Genomic DNA, 16,552 nt, shown 5'->3' on the forward strand with positions numbered 1-16,552 from the left:
ACGGGTCAGGCAACTTTGCTGAACGCCGCACTTCCTCCCGGTAGATCCCGGATGAACTATGCCGGCAGCGGGGAATGAAACCTCTGACCGTCGACTCTGCAGATTGGGCAACAGGTGGAAATCACCATCATGGTGGCGCTGGTAATAGTCCTGGCGCTTTTTTTTGACTTCACCAACGGATTCCATGACACCGCCAACGCGATGGCCACGCCCATCGCAACCGGTGCCATCAAACCCAAAACGGCCGTCGCCCTCGCGGCGGTGCTGAACCTGGTGGGGGCTTTCCTGTCCACGGAAGTGGCAAAGACTGTGTCCGGCGGCATCATCAAAGAAGGATCGGACGGGGTCCAGATCACCCCGGATATCATCTTCGCCGGACTGATGGGCGCCATCCTCTGGAACATGATCACCTGGCTCAAGGGCCTCCCGTCGAGTTCCTCGCACGCGCTCTTCGGGGGCCTGATCGGCGCTGCCATCGCCGGCATCGGTATCCACTCGATCAACTTCGAGAGCCTGATGCAGAAGGTGATCCTCCCCGCGATTTTCGCGCCGATCATCGCCGGCGCCGTGGCGTACCTGTGCACGAAGCTGGCCTACGCACTGACCTCCCGCCACGACCCGGAGTCTGGCAGCAAGCTCACGCAAAAGCGCGGCGGCTTCCGCACCGGCCAGATCTTCACATCCAGCCTCGTGGCCCTCGCTCACGGCACCAACGATGCTCAGAAGACCATGGGCATCATCACGCTGGTGCTGATTTCCGCGGGCACCCAAGAGCCCGGCACCGGTCCGCAGCTCTGGGTCATCACCTCCTGTGCCTTCGCCATCGCGATCGGCACCTACTCCGGTGGCTGGCGGATCATCCGCACCATGGGATCCGGCCTCACCGAAGTCAAGCCCGCCCAGGGCTTCTCAGCAGAAAGCAGCACGGCCTCGGCCATCCTCGCCTCCTCACACCTGGGGTTCGCCCTTTCCACCACCCAGGTGGCCTCCGGCTCGGTCATCGGTTCGGGCATGGGACGCCGCGGCGCCACCGTCCGCTGGGGAACCGCCGGAAGGATCGCGCTCGGCTGGCTCTTCACCCTTCCCGCCGCCGGCATCGTGGGGGCGCTCACGGCAATGCTGGTCCTGACCGGCGTCGTCGGCGTCGTTATCGCCGCGGTGGCCGGCACGGGTGCGGTGCTCTACATGTTCTTCCGCTCCAAGAAATCCCAGGTGGGGCACCACAACGCTGTCGCGGTCGAGGAAGCCGGCCAGGCTGTGCGGTTCCGCAAAAAGAAGAAAGCCGTGTCTGTCAGCAGGGCCAAGGACGAGCCGAAGGGCGGACTGTAATGAAGTGGCTGGAACTTATCCAGGTGGCGGGCGCAACGCTCGTCGCGGCGGTGACCGTCGTGGTCCTGTACTCCCTCGGGGTCCGTCTCACTGCCATCGCCGGTGACGTGAGCGAAAGGAAGCCGACCTGGGTGCGGCCGCTCGCATACGTGTGCTTCGGCCTGTGCGCCCTGGCCGTGCTGTTCGGGCTCTACCTGATCATTCCCTACTTCAGCAAATAGCCGGAACGGCGTCTGCCTGCGCTGCGGTTTTCCGCAGGATGGGCACCCCGGCAGGAAGTGGCTAGGCTGGGGCCATGCCTGGTTTTCAGTATTTTGTGGCGTCCTCGCTGGACGGATTCATCGCCACCGGCGACGACAATCTGGACTGGTTGCTCCAGTTCGACGGTTTCGCCGGTGGCAAGGAAAGCTACGACGGCTTCATGGCGGAGGTCGGCTGCATCGTCATGGGCGGCGACACCTATGCGTGGCTGCAGAAACACGAACCGGACAACTGGCCGTATCCCGCCACGCCGTGCTGGGTGTTTACCCACCACGAGCACTCAGCCCCCAAAGGCGCGGACGTGACATTCGTCCGCGGGCCGGTGGCCGAATTCGTCGAAGACCTCAAGGCCGACGCGGGAGACAAGAACGTCTGGATCGTCGGCGGCGGGGTCCTTGCTGCCCAGTTCGCCGACGCCGGAGCGCTCGACGAGATCATTATCTCGATCATTCCGGTGGTGCTGGGCAGCGGCAAGGCGGTACTGCCGATGTCGGGCCCGACGCCGCCGCTGGAGTTGCTCTCCTCGCACGCCATGGGCCGGGGCATCGTGGAGCTGCGCTACCGCCTCGGGGGCAGCCCGGCCTAGTGCCTTGGGCGCTCCGGCGCCTGCGGGTGGGTCGGGCCTGTGTGTCCTGCCTAAGCGCCGATGTCGCGGATCAGATTGGTGATGCGCGCTGTGGACAGCCGGCGGCCCAGCTCGTCCGTCATAACGATCTCGTGCGTGGTGAGGGTCCGGCCGAGGTGGATTGCCGTGCACGTCCCGGTCACAGTGCCCGAGGTGATGGCCCGGTGATGCGTGGCGCTGACGTCGATCCCCAGGGCCTGCCGCCGCGGCCCGGCGTGCATTCCGGCGGCGAAGGAACCCAGGGTCTCGGCCAGGACCACGTGGGCGCCGCCGTGCAGGATCCCGGCCACCTGGGTGTTGCCTTCCACCGGCATGGTGCCAACTGTCCGCTCGGGACTCATCTCCAGGAAATGGATCCCCATCTTCACCACCAGGGCGCCCACGCCGTATTGACCCAGCCATTCATGCATTTCCTCGGGAACCCCGGCAGCCGCGAGCTCGGCCGCGTAAGGGCCCGGCGTGAAATTGTCCGTCATGGGAACTAGGCTGGCACCTGTGAGCGAAACTACCAAACCGGCCCCTGCCCTCGATGCTGCTGCCCTCAATTCTGCGGCCCCCCTTTCAGCAGACACCGCCGTAGGCCTACTCCCGGCAACTGAGACCACAGCCGTGGCTGCGGCCAAGCCCGCCCGGAAGTCCAGCCGGGCCGCCGAGCCTGTATCCGCCACTGAGGCGCCCGTAATTCCGATCACGGACCAGCCCCGCCTCCTCGTCCTGGACGGGCACTCCATGGCATTCCGGGCGTTCTTCGCCCTGCCCGCGGACAAGTTCTCCACCGCCACGGGGCAGCACACCAACGCGATCCACGGCTTCACGTCCATGCTCATCAACCTGATCAAGGAGCAGAAGCCCACGCACGTCGCCGTGGCCTTTGACGTCTCGGACGACACCACCCACCGCAAGGCCGAGTACAGCGACTACAAGGGCGGACGCAACGAAACCCCCCGCGAGATGAGCGGCCAGATTGATCTCATCGACAAAGTCATGGGCGCCTGGGGCATCAAAACCATAAAGATGCCCGGCTATGAGGCCGATGACATCCTGGCCACCCTCGCCGCTATGGGCGAAAAAGCAGGCTTCGAGGTGCTGCTCGTCTCCGGCGACCGGGACGCCTTCCAGCTGATCACGGACAACGTCTTTGTGCTGTACCCCAGGAAGGGCGTCAGCGACATTCCCCGGATGGATGCGACGGCCATCCAGGAAAAATACTTCGTCAGCCCCGCCCAGTACTCGGACCTCGCCGCCCTGGTGGGGGAGTCCGCGGACAACCTCCCCGGTGTTCCCGGCGTCGGCCCCAAAACGGCCGCCAAGTGGATCAACCTGTACGGCGGGCTGGAGGGTGTCCTGGAGAACCTTGACGCGATCGGCGGAAAGGTGGGCGACTCCCTCCGCGAAAACGTGGACGAGGTCAAGCGCAACCGCCGGCTGAACCGGCTCCACACGGACCTCGACCTCCCGGTGACCCTGGACGAGCTCGCGGAGCCGCGGCCTGACCAGGCCGCCCTCGAGGAGCTGTTCGACACCCTCGAATTCAAGACCATCCGCACGCGCCTCTTTGCCCTTTACGGCAGTGAGGTTCCTGAAGCGGAACGCGAAAGCCTCGACACCCCGGACTACGTGATCCCCTCGGACGCTTCCGAACTGGGCGCGTTCTTCGAATCAGGGGCCGGCAAGCTTGCGGCTGTCGCCGTCGACGTCGTGCCCGGCCGGATTGGTGAGGATGCCGCCGCCCTCGCCATCGTCCATGACAACGGGGCCGCCTACATCGACCTCGCCAGCCAGGACGCCGCCGCCGAAAACGTCCTGGCAGGTTGGCTCAAAGACCCCGCCGCGGCCAAAGTCATGCATGGTTACAAGGCTGCCCTCAAAGCGCTCTCCAGCCGGGGCCTTGGCCTGGAAGGCGTGGTGGACGACACCTCGATCTCCGGATACCTCATCCAGCCCGACCGCCGCAGCTATGAGCTCGCCGAACTGGCCCAGCACCACCTCAACATCAGCGTCTCGACGGAAGCCGCCAAGGCCGGCCAGCTTGAGTTGGCGTTCGACGGCGAGGACGACGCCGCCGCTGCCGGCGCGCTGGTCCACGTGGGCGCCGTCGTCAAGGCCCTCAGCCGGTACTTCGAGACGGAACTGGCCGAACGCAAAGCCCAGGACCTGCTGACGACACTTGAACTGCCGGTCAGCCGCGTCCTCGCCGACATGGAACTCGCGGGAATCGCTATCGACATGGCGCGCATGGACGAGCAGCTGGCGGATCTCGCCAAGGTGATCGACAACGCCCAGGAGCTCGCCTTCGCGGCGATCGGCCACGAGGTGAACCTCGGGTCACCCAAGCAGCTGCAGACCGTGCTCTTCGAGGAGCTGGGGCTGCCGAAGACCAAGAAAATCAAATCCGGCTACACCACCGACGCCGCGTCGCTGAAGAACCTGCTGGAGAAGACCGGCCACGAATTCCTGGTCCAGCTCATGGCGCACCGCGAGTCCTCGAAGCTGCGGCAGATGCTGGAATCGCTCAAAAAGTCGGTCACCGACGACGGCCGGATCCACACCACGTACGCGCAGAACGTCGCAGCCACGGGCCGGATCTCCTCCAATAACCCGAACCTGCAGAACATCCCCATCCGCAGCGAGGAAGGCCGGCGCGTCCGCGGCATCTTTGTGGTCAGCGAAGGCTATGACTGCCTGCTGTCCGCGGACTACTCGCAGATCGAGATGCGCATCATGGCGCATCTTTCCGGCGATCCGGGGCTGATCCAGGCCTACAGGGACGGCGAGGACCTGCACCGGTTCGTGGGGTCCAACATCTTCCATGTGCCCACCGACGAGGTCACCAGTGCGATGCGCTCCAAGGTCAAAGCCATGTCCTATGGCCTTGCCTACGGCCTGACCTCGTTCGGCCTGTCCAAGCAGCTCGAGATCTCCGTCGATGAGGCGCGGACCCTGATGAAGGACTACTTCGACCGCTTCGGCGCCGTCCGCGACTACCTCCGCGGCGTGGTGGACCAGGCCAGGATCGACGGTTACACCGCCACCATCGAAGGGCGCCGGCGCTACCTGCCGGACCTCACCAGCACCGACCGCCAGTTGCGCGAGAACGCGGAGCGCATCGCACTGAACTCGCCCATCCAGGGCTCCGCCGCGGACATCATCAAGCGCGCCATGCTGGGTGTTTCCGGCGCGCTGGACGAGCAGGGCCTGAAATCGCGCATGCTGCTGCAGGTCCATGATGAACTGGTCCTCGAAGTGGCGCACGGAGAGCGTGAGACTGTAGAGAAGCTTGTAACGGAGCAGATGGGCGCAGCAGCGAAGCTGACCGTGCCGCTCGACGTCCAGATCGGCATCGGCTCCAGCTGGTACGAGGCCGGGCACTAAGCCCGCCACCCGGCAGGCCCGGAGAGCCTGGCCCGGTTCCACTTTTCAGTTCTTTCAAAGTTGCAGGAATTTCCAGGGGGATATGCACGTGGCACAGCACTACGAATTCAGGCGTTTCACACCGGCGGCCAAGGAGGAGCCGGGCTACGCGCAGTCGGTGGCCTGGATGCGGGCGGTGGCCTTCGGCTTCCACGATGCCCGGCGCAGCGATGAACGCGTCGACCGGGGCCTTGAGATGCAGCGCGCGGACGGGCGCGTGATGACCGGCGCCTACCAGACCGGCCCCGTCGCCGACCACGCACTCGGTACCGACGTTCCGGTGGCGACCTTCGGCACCATGACCAAGACACTCAACGTCGGTTTCGGACGGTTCGTGGACACCCGCCTCGTGACAGCCGTCACCGTGCGGACCTCGCACCGCCGCCGCGGGCTGTTGCGCCGCATGATGGCCGATGAACTGGGTTTGGCTCAGCAGGAAGGCCTGGCGATGGCCGCCCTCACGGCCTCGGAAGCCTCGATCTACGGCCGGTTCGGTTTCGGCGTCGCGACGTCGGAACAGTCGATCAAGGTTGACACCAGCGCCCGTTTCGTTGTGAACCACACCCCGGTAGGCAGCGTCGAGGTAGCTGATCCCAAGGTGCTCCTGGAGCTGGCCCCTGTGATCTTCGAGCGCCTGCACCGCCAGACGCCGGGGTCCATCGGCCGGCACGACTTCTATCGGCAGTTCGCCTCAGGCTCCATCAGCCGCGAGGACGGTGAAGACCCCAAGGTCAAGGTCGCGCTGCACTACGGCCCTGACGGCGACGTGGACGGTTATGTCTCCTACAAGTTCGGCGGTTGGTCCAGCACCCCGTACACCATGGAGGTCGTTGACCTGGTGGCGGCAACCCGGGCCGCCTACCTCGAACTGTGGCAATACCTGGGGGCCATCGACCTCGTCGAGCGCGTGACATGGGACGAAGCCCCCGTTGACGACCCGCTACGGTGGGCCCTCACGGATCCGCGCTGCGTGGACGCCTCGGACGCCCGGGACATGCTCTGGCTGCGCGTTCTGGACGTGCCGAAAGCACTGGGCGCCCGGCGCTACTCGGCCGACGGATCCCTGGTCCTCGCGGTCACCGACAGTCTCGGGTTCGCCGCCGGGACCTTCGCCCTGGACATTGTCGGGGGAGAAGCGGTCGTGACCCCGGCCCCGGAGGCTACGCCGGAGCTGACGCTGGATGTGGCGGACCTCGGTTCCATCTACCTCGGCGCCGTCTGCCCGGTGACCTTAACCGCCGCCGGGCGCATCACCGAGCACGCCCCCGGGGCAGCGCTGACAGCGCGCCTCATGTTCGCCGTCGAACGCGCATCGCACTGCCTCACGCACTTCTAGCCGGGTCCCCGCCGGCCTGTTGCATCGTCCCGTTGCGCTTTGACCCCCGTTCACCAAAGCGACTAGACTAAACGGGCGTGCACTACGTGCGCGCATCTACAATCCACAAAATCAGGATGACCCGGCGTTTTGCCGTGTTCTTTGCCCGTGTCGCCGACGCGGGCGCAGCGGTTTGCCTGACCGACTAACTATCCACAACGGAGCCCCTACTACATGACCATCACCTCCACCGAGAAGCCCGGTACCCCCGTAGTCGCGATTAACGACATCGGTACCGCTGAGGACTTCCTCGCAGCAGTCGACGCCACCATCAAGTACTTCAACGACGGAGACCTCGTCGAAGGTACCGTCGTCAAGGTCGACCGCGACGAAGTTCTGCTCGACATCGGTTACAAGACCGAAGGTGTCATTCCCTCCCGCGAGCTGTCCATCAAGCACGATGTTGATCCCGGAGACGTCGTCTCCGTTGGCGATCTCGTCGAAGCCCTGGTGCTCACCAAGGAAGACAAAGAAGGCCGCCTGATCCTCTCCAAGAAGCGTGCTCAGTACGAGCGTGCCTGGGGCGACATCGAGAAGGTCAAGGAAGAAGACGGTGTCGTTACCGGTACCGTCATCGAGGTTGTCAAGGGTGGTCTTATCCTCGACATCGGTCTGCGCGGCTTCCTGCCCGCATCCCTCGTCGAGATGCGCCGTGTGCGCGACCTGGCTCCGTACATCGGTCAGCAGATCGAAGCCAAGATCATCGAGCTGGACAAGAACCGCAACAACGTTGTTCTGTCCCGCCGTGCATGGCTCGAGCAGACCCAGTCCGAGGTCCGCTCCACGTTCCTCAACAAGCTGGAAAAGGGCCAGGTCCGTCCCGGCGTCGTTTCCTCCATCGTCAACTTCGGTGCCTTCGTGGACCTGGGCGGCGTAGACGGCCTGGTTCACGTTTCCGAGCTGTCCTGGAAGCACATCGACCACCCGTCCGAGGTTGTCGAAGTTGGCCAGGAAGTCACCGTCGAGGTGCTCGAGGTCGACCTGGACCGCGAGCGTGTTTCCCTGTCGCTCAAGGCTACGCAGGAAGATCCGTGGCAGACCTTCGCCCGCACCCACGCCCTCGGGCAGGTTGTTCCGGGTAAGGTCACCAAGCTGGTTCCGTTCGGCGCGTTCGTTCGCGTTGAAGACGGCATCGAAGGCCTGGTCCACATCTCCGAGCTCGCCGTGCGCCACGTTGAGCTGGCCGAGCAGGTTGTCTCCGTTGGTGACGAGCTGTTCGTCAAGGTCATCGACATCGACCTCGAACGCCGCCGCATCTCGCTGTCCCTCAAGCAGGCCAACGAGGGCGTCGACGCCGAGTCCACCGAATTCGATCCGGCTCTCTACGGCATGGCCGCAGAGTACGACGAAGAGGGCAACTACAAGTACCCGGAGGGCTTCGACCCGGAGTCCAACGAGTGGCTTGAAGGCTACGAGACGCAGCGCGCCGCCTGGGAGCAGCAGTACGCTGACGCCCAGACCCGCTGGGAAGCCCACAAGAAGCAGGTTGCCCAGCACGCTGCCGACGACGCTGCAGCTGCAACGTCCGGCGAGAGCGACTCCGGCACCACCAGCTACTCCTCCGAGCCGGCCGCAACCGAGACCGGTGCAGGCACGCTTGCTTCGGACGAGGCTCTTGCCGCTCTGCGCGAGAAGCTGACCGGCAACTAATTGCCCAACGTCCCCGGGGAGTAGGCTCCCCGGGGCTTGGCAGTTGCCAGCTTGAAGTAACACCGTGAAAGTGGCCGTCCCCCAGGGGGGCGGCCACTTTTCGTTGAAGGACATGTCCGGCGGGTGTCTATTCCAGGGGGACATGCCCATTGGTGGGTACCCGCCCCACGGGACATGCCCATTCCTGGCCGCGACCACCGGACATAGCGGCACAATGTCCAGTCCCGGGCCCGGGCGGAGTGCATGCCCTGTTTTCCCGGGATCTTCCCGGGCCACCTGAACCGAGGAGGAGGACATGCCCACTGGTGGGCACCCGCACCACGGGACATGTCCAGAGGTGTGTACCCGCGCCACGGGACATGCTCATTCCTGGGGTCGGCCACTGGAGATAGTGGCATCCTGTCCACTCCTGGGCCCGGACGTGGCGCATGCCCTGTCTTCCCAGGGTCTTCCCGGCCCACCTGAACCGGGGCGGCAGGGGACATGCCCACTGGTGGGTACCTGCACGACGGGACATGCCCATTCCTGGGCGCGGTCGCCGGACATAGGGGCACAATGTCCATTCCTGGGCCCGGGCAGGGGGACATGCCCCGCCGGTCCCGGGCAGCCCTCAGCGCAGCGGGATCCTAGCCTTGACCGGAACCGCGGCATCACCGGCGGCTTGGCCCTCGTCGAGCCTGGCGCCGGCGGAGCGCAGCAGGACCAGGGCCGCCGTGTTTCCTGCCGTTGTGTCGGCTTCGAGCACCGCGGCACCGGACGCTGCGGCCCGGTCGATCACGAGGCTAAGGGCCTCCCGGGCGATTCCCTTGCCCCGGAAGCTCCGGCCCAGCCAGATTCCGGTTTCCAGCGTGCCTTCGCCGGTCCGCTTGAGCCGGATGGAGCCGGCCAGTTTCCCGTCGCAGCTGATCGCCCAGCTTTTCTGCTGCGCCGGCCCGTCGAGTCCCGCGGCGGCGTGGTGGTATTCGCGGAACCAGCTGATTCGTTCCGAATTCCAGCCGGCGGCGCTGCCCAGCGGAGGCGTTACCTCGTCGGCGTCGGCGTCCTGGATCGCGACGGTCAGGAGCTGCTCAAGGACCGCTCCGGAGACGTCGACGAGCCGGACCGGGGCGGGGGAGGGCTCAGCTGAGGGGGACATCGATCCACTCCGTTTCTCCAGGCAGCAATGCGGCGGTGCCGGCTGACAGCGCGGCGAGCCGGTCACCAGCCAGGGCCAGTCCCGCCGGGTCGTCCGGCAGGGCAAGCCTCAGAACAGTAGTCTGCGCCTCGTAGCTGGTTTCGGCCATGACGTAGCCCGCGGCGCGCAGGTCATTTTCCAGCCGGCCCGCCGTCGCATGGGGGACCGTCACTGTGCAGATCCGCAGCCGGCGCCGTTGCGCCAGCGGCGCCCGATCCAGGGCCGCGGTCACAGATTCGGAGTAGGCCCGGACCAGTCCGCCGGCGCCCAGCAGGACTCCGCCGAAGTAGCGGACGACGACGGCGGTCACGTCGCTGAGGTCCGCCACGCCGGGCGCAGTCTCGCGCTTCAGCAACGCGTCGAGCATCGGGATGCCTGCGGTGCCGGACGGCTCGCCGTCGTCGTTGGACCGCTGGACGTCGCGGTCCGGACTGAGCACGAACGCGGAGCAGTGGTGCCGGGCATCGTGGAATTCCTTGCGCAGCCCGGCGAGGACCGACCGGGCGCTCTCCTCATCCCCGGTGCGGTGCAGCACAGTGATGAAGCGCGAGCGTTTCACCTCGATCTCGTGGCGGAACTCCGGACCCGCGGCCAGGGTGGTGTAAACGGTGGCCCTGCTCTCCGGGGAAACCACGTCTTCAGGCACCGGATCAGTTTAGTCTGGTGGGGTGCTGAAAATCGGGTTGACGGGCGGCATCGCCTCAGGGAAGTCAGTGGCGGCCTCGCGCCTGCGCGAACTCGGCGCGGTGGTGATCGACGCCGATGCCCTGGCCCGCGAGGTGGTGGAACCCGGAACACCGGGACTCGCGCGGGTGGTCGGGGCCTTCAGCCGGGCCATCCTGACTCCCGACGGCAGCCTGGACCGGCCGAAGCTTGGCGCCCTCGTCTTCGGCAACCCCGAACGGCTCGCGGTACTCAACGGCATCATCCACCCCCTCGTCCGGGAGCGTGCTGCCGCGCTGGCCGCCGGCGCCCCGAAAGGCGCGGTGGTGGTCCAGGACATCCCGCTGCTGGTGGAGACCGGCCAGGGCGCGAGTTTCCATCTGGTGCTGGTGGTCGACGCCCCGGACGACGTCCGTGTGCAGCGCATGGTGCAGCACCGGCACATGACCATTGACGAGGCCAGAGCCCGGATGGCGGCCCAGGCCCCGCGTGACGTCCGGCTGGCAGCGGCCGACGTGGTCCTGGACAACTCGGGTTTCAAGGACGAACTCCGGGACGCGGTCGACCGGCTCTGGAAGTTCCGGCTGGGACCGTTTGCGGAGAACCTGTCCAGGCACCGCCTCGCACCGCGCGCGGGCGGGCCCGTGCTGGCACCCGCCAACCAGGACTGGCCGGCGCAGGCCGGCCGGCTCATCGCGCGCCTGCGGGCGGCCGCCGGCGAGGATGTCCTGGCCCTCGACCATGTGGGGTCCACTGCCGTCCCCGGACTCGCCGCGAAGGACGTGCTCGACCTCCAGCTCGGCGTGGAGGACGCGGCTGCAGCGGAGCGGATTGCCCCGCTGCTGGCCGAAGCCGGTTTCCCCAGCTGGCCGGGGGTCTTCACCGACAACCCCAAGCCCTCGCACCCGGACCCGGCTGACTGGTGGAAGCGGATGCACGGCAACGCGGACCCCGGGCGGGCCGTCAACCTCCACGTCCGCGCCGTCGGGTCCCCGGGCTGGCGGTTTGCGCTCTGCTTCCGGGACTGGCTTCGCGACGACGCGGCCGCCCGGGCCGTCTACCTGGCCGAGAAGCGCCGCGTCGCCAAGATGCACGGCGTGGACAAATCCACTGCAGGCTACGCCGCCGACAAGGAAGGCTGGTTCACGGACTACGCCGCGCCGCGGATGGACACGTGGGCCCGGCGCACGGGGTGGCGGCCGCCGTCGTACGCCGCCCCCGAGCCCGGGACCCGGCCGGAGACGCAGCCCGGCGCGGACCGTACCGGCTCCGGTACCGCCCAAAGCTGAATCAGGACATCCTGTCGCAGCCCGGCGGTAGATTAGGTACATGAGTCTTGCGCAGCAGATCAACCGTGTCGTGGCGCCCTTCGAGGTCATCAGCGAGTTCAAGCCGGCGGGTGACCAGCCGGCAGCGATCGCCGAACTGACCGAACGCATCAAGAACGGCGAAAAGGACGTGGTGCTGCTTGGTGCCACGGGTACCGGCAAAAGCGCGACGACAGCGTGGCTGATCGAGCAGGTGCAGCGGCCCACGCTGGTGATGGTGCAGAACAAGACCCTCGCGGCGCAGCTGGCCAACGAATTCCGCGAACTGCTCCCGAACAACGCCGTGGAGTACTTCGTCTCCTACTACGACTACTACCAGCCCGAGGCTTACGTCGCGCAGACGGACACCTTCATCGAGAAGGACTCCTCCGTCAACGAGGAAGTCGAGCGGCTCCGGCACTCGGCCACGAACGCGCTCCTGACCCGCCGCGACGTGATCGTTGTGGCCACGGTGTCCTGCATCTACGGGCTCGGCACCCCGGAAGAGTACATCGCCGGCATGGTGACGCTCCGCAAGGGGGCGGAGATGAACCGCGACGACCTGCTCCGGAAGTTCGTTTCCATGCAGTACGCCCGCAACGACATGGATTTCCACCGCGGCACGTTCCGGGTCCGCGGGGACACGGTCGAAATCATCCCGATGTACGAGGAGCTGGCGATCCGGGTCGAGTTCTTCGGCGACGAGATCGAGAACATCTACACGCTGCACCCGCTGACCGGCGAGGTGATCCGGGACGAAACCGAGATGTACGTCTTCCCGGCTTCCCACTATGTGGCCGGTCCGGAGCGTATGGGCCGGGCCATCAAGAGGATCGAGGACGAGCTCGCCGAGCGGCTCCAGGTCCTGGAGAGCCAGAACAAGCTGGTGGAGGCGCAGCGGCTGCGGATGCGCACCACCTACGACCTGGAAATGATGCAGCAGATGGGGTTCTGCAACGGCATCGAAAACTACTCCTCACACATCGACGGACGCGCCCGCGGAACCGCCCCGCACTGCCTCATCGACTACTTCCCCGACGACTTCCTGCTGGTCATCGACGAATCACACGTCACCGTGCCGCAGATCGGCGCCATGTACGAGGGCGACATGTCCCGCAAGCGGAACCTCGTGGACCACGGCTTCCGGCTGCCCTCGGCGATGGACAACCGCCCGCTTAAGTGGGACGAGTTCCAGGACCGCGTGGGCCAGGCCGTGTACCTGTCCGCGACCCCCGGCAAGTACGAGCTCGGCAAGGCGGACGGCTTTGTCCAGCAGATCATCCGGCCCACCGGCCTGATCGACCCTGAGGTGATTGTGAAGCCCACCAAGGGGCAGATCGATGACCTGCTGGGCGAGATCCGGATCCGCACCGGGAAGAACGAGCGTGTCCTGGTCACCACGCTGACCAAGCGGATGGCCGAGGACCTCACCGATTACCTGCTGGGGCACGGGGTGAAGGTCGAATACCTGCACTCCGACGTCGATACCCTCCGCCGCGTCGAGCTGCTCCGTGAACTCCGGATGGGCGTCTTCGACGTGCTGGTCGGCATCAACCTGCTCCGTGAAGGCCTCGACCTGCCCGAAGTATCGCTCGTGAGCATCCTGGACGCCGACAAGGAAGGCTTCCTGCGCTCTTCCACCTCGCTGATCCAGACCATCGGCCGTGCCGCCCGCAATGTCTCCGGCGAGGTGCACATGTATGCGGACAAAATCACCGACTCGATGGCGCACGCGATCGACGAAACGAACCGGCGCCGTGCGATCCAGGTCGCCTACAACACGGAAAAGGGCATCGACCCGCAGCCGCTGCGGAAGAAGATTGCCGACATCACGGACCAGATCAACAAGGAGGACGCGGACACCCGCGAACTGCTGGCCGCTGCCGGCAAGGCCCGCGGCAAGGGCAAGGGCGCGGCGAAGGTCCGGGCGGACGGCCTGGCGGCCGCGCCGGCCGAGGACCTGGTGGGCCTGATCGAACAGCTCACCGAACAGATGCATGCCGCCGCCGGTGAACTGCAGTTTGAACTCGCCGCACGGCTCCGTGACGAGGTGGGCGAGCTCAAAAAGGAGCTGCGTCAAATGCAGTCCGCGGGGCACGCCTAGGGTAATGTTGGGCGGACGTAGGGGAGTATCCCAAGCGCTACGATCGTCAACACGCACGGCACAGATGCCCTGCCGGGCGTAGCGGGCAGCCAGGCAGTACCAGGTACGCGGTACCGGACACGCAGGCCAGTCGGAGAGACTTACACCGCACTGTCACACCCTGCGAAAGGTATCTTCGTGCCCGAACTTCCCGTCTGGTTTGAGGTTGGCTCCTTTGTCGTCCTCGGCATCATCCTGGCCATCGACCTGCTGCTGGTCCTCAAGCGCCCGCACGAACCCTCCATGAAGGAGGCCGGCCTGTGGGTGTCGTTTTACATTGCCCTCGCGCTTGTCTTCGCCGGTGCCATGTTCGCCTTCACGGGCCCCGAGTACGGCGGGCAGTTCCTTGCCGGCTGGGTGACGGAATACAGCCTCAGCATCGACAACCTCTTTGTCTTCATCATCATCATGGCCCGCTTCTCGGTACCCCGTAAGTACCAGCAGGAAGTGCTGATGGTCGGCATCATCATCGCGCTGATCCTCCGCGGCATCTTCATCCTGCTCGGTGCCATTGTGATCGAACAGTTCAGCTGGGTCTTCTACATCTTCGGTGCCTTCCTGCTGTGGACCGCGTGGAAGCAGGCCCAGGACGACGGCCACGAGGAGGAAGACAAGGAAAACCCGCTCATCGCCCGGATCCGCAGGGTCCTGCCGATGTCGGATAAGTACGACGGCGGCAAGCTCCGCACCGTGGTGGACGGCAAGAAGGTCTTCACGCCCATGCTGATCGTCTTCGTGACCATCGGCCTGACGGACCTGCTCTTCGCCGTGGACTCCATCCCGGCCATCTTCGGCCTGACGCAGAGCGCGTTCATCGTCTTCACCGCAAACATCTTCGCGCTGATGGGCCTGCGGCAGCTGTACTTCCTGCTTGGCGGCCTGATGACACGCCTGATCTACCTCAAGCACGCGCTCTCGGTGATCCTCGCGTTCATCGGCGTGAAGCTGGTCCTGCATGCCATGCACGTCAACGAGCTGCCCTTCATCAACGGCGGCCAGCACATCGAATGGGCCCCCGAGATCCCCACGTATGTTTCCCTCGGAGTGATCATCGGCACCATCATCGTCGCCGTGATCGCCAGCCTGATCAGCTCCAAGGCCACGCAGACGAAGCTAGACGCCCGGCTCGAAGAGGACGCCCGCAAGAGCCTGAGCGACGCAGAGTAGGTATTCCGGTTCGGCTATGCTCGGACCGTGAAAATCTTTGACACAACAGCTGTGAACGGTACGGCGCTGGACCCGCAACGGGTCCAGCGCCGTACCGTTTGGGTGCTGAGCTCCGCGCAGCTGCTCAGTGGAATCGGCAACGGCGCCAGCCTGTCCGTCGGATCGCTGCTGGCCGTCCAGCTGTCCGGCTCCAACGCCTGGGCGGGCTCCGTAACCACCACCATGACCCTCGGCGCCGCGGCGGCCGCCCTTCCGCTCGCGGGACTGGCCGGACGCCGCGGCCGGCGGGCTTCCCTGGTCACGGGTCTGCTCGCAGCCATGGCCGGCGCACTGCTGGTGATCGTATCCACGGTAACCGGGAGCTTCCCGGTGCTGCTGCTGGCCGCGGCCTTGCTGGGACTCGGCACGGCCGCCAACCTGCAGGCCCGGTTCGCCGCCGTCGACCTCGCCGAACCTGAACACCGCGGCCGTTCCCTGGCAATCGTGGTGTGGGCCGTGACCGTCGGCGCCGTCGCCGGTCCCAACCTCATCCGCCCCGGCGCCCTGGTCGGGGAAGCCCTCGGCCTGCCGGCTCTAGCCGGTCCCTTTGTGTTCTCATCGGCCGGGTTGGCACTTGCCGCATTGCTGCTGATCGTGGGCCTGCGGCCGGATCCGCTGCTGCTCGCCGCACGCCTCCGCTCCGCCGGGCAACCCCGCGCAACCGGAACAACCGGAGCCCCAGCCGCCAAAGCCGCGGCCGGCGGCGCTGCCAAAGGCACTTCCGGGGCCCGACGGCGGCACGGCCTCCGTCACGGAATGCGCGCCATCAAGGCCGCCCCGCGGGCCCGGCTCGCCCTCCTCGCAGTGATTGCCGCACACGGCTGCATGGCGGCCGTGATGTCCATGACGCCCCTCCACCTGCAGTTGCTGACCGAGGGTCCGCTGGCCGACATGCCCTCCGGCCACGCCCACGCCGCCAGCACCGACGTCCTGGTCCTGATCGGATTCACCATCTCGCTGCATATCGCCGGGATGTACGCGCTGTCTCCGGTCATGGGCTGGCTGACGGACAAGACGGGCCGGCTCCCGGTCATCCTGCTGGGACACGGGCTGATCCTGCTGTCCGTCCTGGTGGCCGGCTTCGGGGACACCGAGCCGGCCCTGGTGACGGTGGGGCTGGTGCTGCTCGGACTGGGCTGGTCCGCTGCCACCATCGCCGGTTCCACCCTGCTCGCCGAGAGTGTCGGCGCGGATGACCGCGTCCTGGTCCAGGGCGTCTCAGACACCATGATGGGGGTCGCCGGAGCGGTCGGAGCAGGGTTCTCCGGACTGGTGATGAGCGGTGTCGGCTATCAGGGTCTCAACCTGGCGGCCGCCGCAGTCGCCGCGGCGGTGCTTGTGGCCGCCCTGCGCGCGGCGGCCAGGGTCCGCCGGCTCCAAATGGCAGCCTAGCGGCCGGAGGGCCGGT

13 protein-coding genes are annotated in these 16,552 nt (G+C 66.3%); 10 read left to right on the top strand and 3 right to left on the bottom strand.

The genetic code is table 11. From position 1 onward, the window contains the following. Nucleotides 1–114: 114 nt before the first annotated feature. The 3 genes from AC1DC5_RS07070 (at nucleotide 115) to AC1DC5_RS07080 (ending at nucleotide 2,176) form a co-directional block, all read left to right on the top strand. Nucleotides 115–1,329, top strand: a complete 1,215-nt coding sequence (locus AC1DC5_RS07070; protein WP_441404013.1) for an inorganic phosphate transporter — start codon at nucleotides 115–117, stop codon at nucleotides 1,327–1,329. Continuing rightward, nucleotides 1,329–1,550 carry a hypothetical protein gene (locus AC1DC5_RS07075; RefSeq protein WP_441404014.1) on the top strand — a complete coding sequence of 74 codons (222 nt, stop codon included), beginning with the start codon at nucleotides 1,329–1,331 and terminating at the stop codon, nucleotides 1,548–1,550. The genes AC1DC5_RS07070 and AC1DC5_RS07075 overlap by 1 nt, the downstream gene beginning before the upstream one ends. A gap of 74 nt (nucleotides 1,551–1,624) precedes the next feature. Continuing rightward, nucleotides 1,625–2,176, top strand: a complete 552-nt coding sequence (locus AC1DC5_RS07080) for a dihydrofolate reductase family protein (protein ID WP_441404015.1) — start codon at nucleotides 1,625–1,627, stop codon at nucleotides 2,174–2,176. A 50-nt stretch (nucleotides 2,177–2,226) separates the two neighbouring features. On the opposite strand, the gene AC1DC5_RS07085 is transcribed toward AC1DC5_RS07080, so the two are convergent. Continuing rightward, nucleotides 2,227–2,691 (bottom strand): hotdog fold thioesterase, encoded by a 465-nt coding sequence (locus AC1DC5_RS07085; RefSeq protein ID WP_441404016.1) that lies wholly within the window; start codon nucleotides 2,689–2,691, stop codon nucleotides 2,227–2,229. On the opposite strand from AC1DC5_RS07085, the gene polA reads away from it, so the two are divergent. The 3 genes from polA (at nucleotide 2,690) to rpsA (ending at nucleotide 8,651) form a co-directional block, all read left to right on the top strand. Further along, entirely contained in the window at nucleotides 2,690–5,587 is a 2,898-nt protein-coding gene (polA, locus tag AC1DC5_RS07090) for a DNA polymerase I (protein WP_476864679.1), read from the top strand. The genes AC1DC5_RS07085 and polA overlap by 2 nt on opposite strands. A gap of 82 nt (nucleotides 5,588–5,669) precedes the next feature. Continuing rightward, entirely contained in the window at nucleotides 5,670–6,962 is a 1,293-nt protein-coding gene (locus AC1DC5_RS07095; RefSeq protein ID WP_476864680.1) for a GNAT family N-acetyltransferase, read from the top strand. Between the two features lie 213 nt (nucleotides 6,963–7,175). Next, nucleotides 7,176–8,651, top strand: coding sequence for a 30S ribosomal protein S1 (gene rpsA / locus AC1DC5_RS07100; protein ID WP_224046436.1), 1,476 nt, complete (start codon nucleotides 7,176–7,178; stop codon nucleotides 8,649–8,651). Between the two features lie 610 nt (nucleotides 8,652–9,261). Here rpsA and AC1DC5_RS07105 read toward each other — a convergent pair. Together AC1DC5_RS07105 and AC1DC5_RS07110 are read right to left on the bottom strand one after the other, a co-directional pair. After that, nucleotides 9,262–9,786, bottom strand: a complete 525-nt coding sequence (locus tag AC1DC5_RS07105; RefSeq protein WP_476864681.1) for a GNAT family N-acetyltransferase — start codon at nucleotides 9,784–9,786, stop codon at nucleotides 9,262–9,264. After that, complete coding sequence (locus AC1DC5_RS07110) at nucleotides 9,770–10,471, bottom strand: IMPACT family protein (protein WP_476864682.1); 702 nt, start codon at nucleotides 10,469–10,471, stop codon at nucleotides 9,770–9,772. The genes AC1DC5_RS07105 and AC1DC5_RS07110 overlap by 17 nt, the downstream gene beginning before the upstream one ends. A gap of 22 nt (nucleotides 10,472–10,493) precedes the next feature. Here AC1DC5_RS07110 and coaE point away from each other — a divergent pair, with 22 nt between their 5' ends. The 4 genes from coaE to AC1DC5_RS07130 all read left to right on the top strand — a co-directional run bounded on the left by coaE (nucleotide 10,494) and on the right by AC1DC5_RS07130 (nucleotide 16,536). Further along, entirely contained in the window at nucleotides 10,494–11,777 is a 1,284-nt protein-coding gene (gene coaE / locus AC1DC5_RS07115) for a dephospho-CoA kinase (RefSeq protein ID WP_476864683.1), read from the top strand. 40 nt (nucleotides 11,778–11,817) lie between these two features. Beyond that, nucleotides 11,818–13,899, top strand: a complete 2,082-nt coding sequence (gene uvrB, locus AC1DC5_RS07120) for an excinuclease ABC subunit UvrB (RefSeq protein WP_441404023.1) — start codon at nucleotides 11,818–11,820, stop codon at nucleotides 13,897–13,899. Nucleotides 13,900–14,076: 177 nt separating this feature from the next. Further along, nucleotides 14,077–15,105 carry a TerC family protein gene (locus AC1DC5_RS07125; RefSeq protein ID WP_441404024.1) on the top strand — a complete coding sequence of 343 codons (1,029 nt, stop codon included), beginning with the start codon at nucleotides 14,077–14,079 and terminating at the stop codon, nucleotides 15,103–15,105. 27 nt (nucleotides 15,106–15,132) lie between these two features. After that, complete coding sequence (locus AC1DC5_RS07130) at nucleotides 15,133–16,536, top strand: MFS transporter (RefSeq protein WP_441404025.1); 1,404 nt, start codon at nucleotides 15,133–15,135, stop codon at nucleotides 16,534–16,536. The last annotated feature ends 16 nt before the right edge of the window (nucleotides 16,537–16,552 follow it).

The organism is Arthrobacter sp. 10L424 (assembly GCF_056395325.1).

Excerpts from the sequence above, each read along its gene's own strand:
- AC1DC5_RS07075 (WP_441404014.1), top strand. The coding sequence starts at position 1,329 with ATGAAGTGGCTGGAACTTATCCAGGTGGCGGGCGCAACGCTCGTCGCG.
- AC1DC5_RS07105 (WP_476864681.1), bottom strand. The coding sequence starts at position 9,786 with ATGTCCCCCTCAGCTGAGCCCTCCCCCGCCCCGGTCCGGCTCGTCGAC.
- polA (WP_476864679.1), top strand. The coding sequence starts at position 2,690 with ATGGGAACTAGGCTGGCACCTGTGAGCGAAACTACCAAACCGGCCCCT.
- AC1DC5_RS07085 (WP_441404016.1), bottom strand. The coding sequence starts at position 2,691 with ATGACGGACAATTTCACGCCGGGCCCTTACGCGGCCGAGCTCGCGGCT.
- uvrB (WP_441404023.1), top strand. The coding sequence starts at position 11,818 with ATGAGTCTTGCGCAGCAGATCAACCGTGTCGTGGCGCCCTTCGAGGTC.
- AC1DC5_RS07080 (WP_441404015.1), top strand. The coding sequence starts at position 1,625 with ATGCCTGGTTTTCAGTATTTTGTGGCGTCCTCGCTGGACGGATTCATC.
- AC1DC5_RS07095 (WP_476864680.1), top strand. The coding sequence starts at position 5,670 with ATGCACGTGGCACAGCACTACGAATTCAGGCGTTTCACACCGGCGGCC.
- rpsA (WP_224046436.1), top strand. The coding sequence starts at position 7,176 with ATGACCATCACCTCCACCGAGAAGCCCGGTACCCCCGTAGTCGCGATT.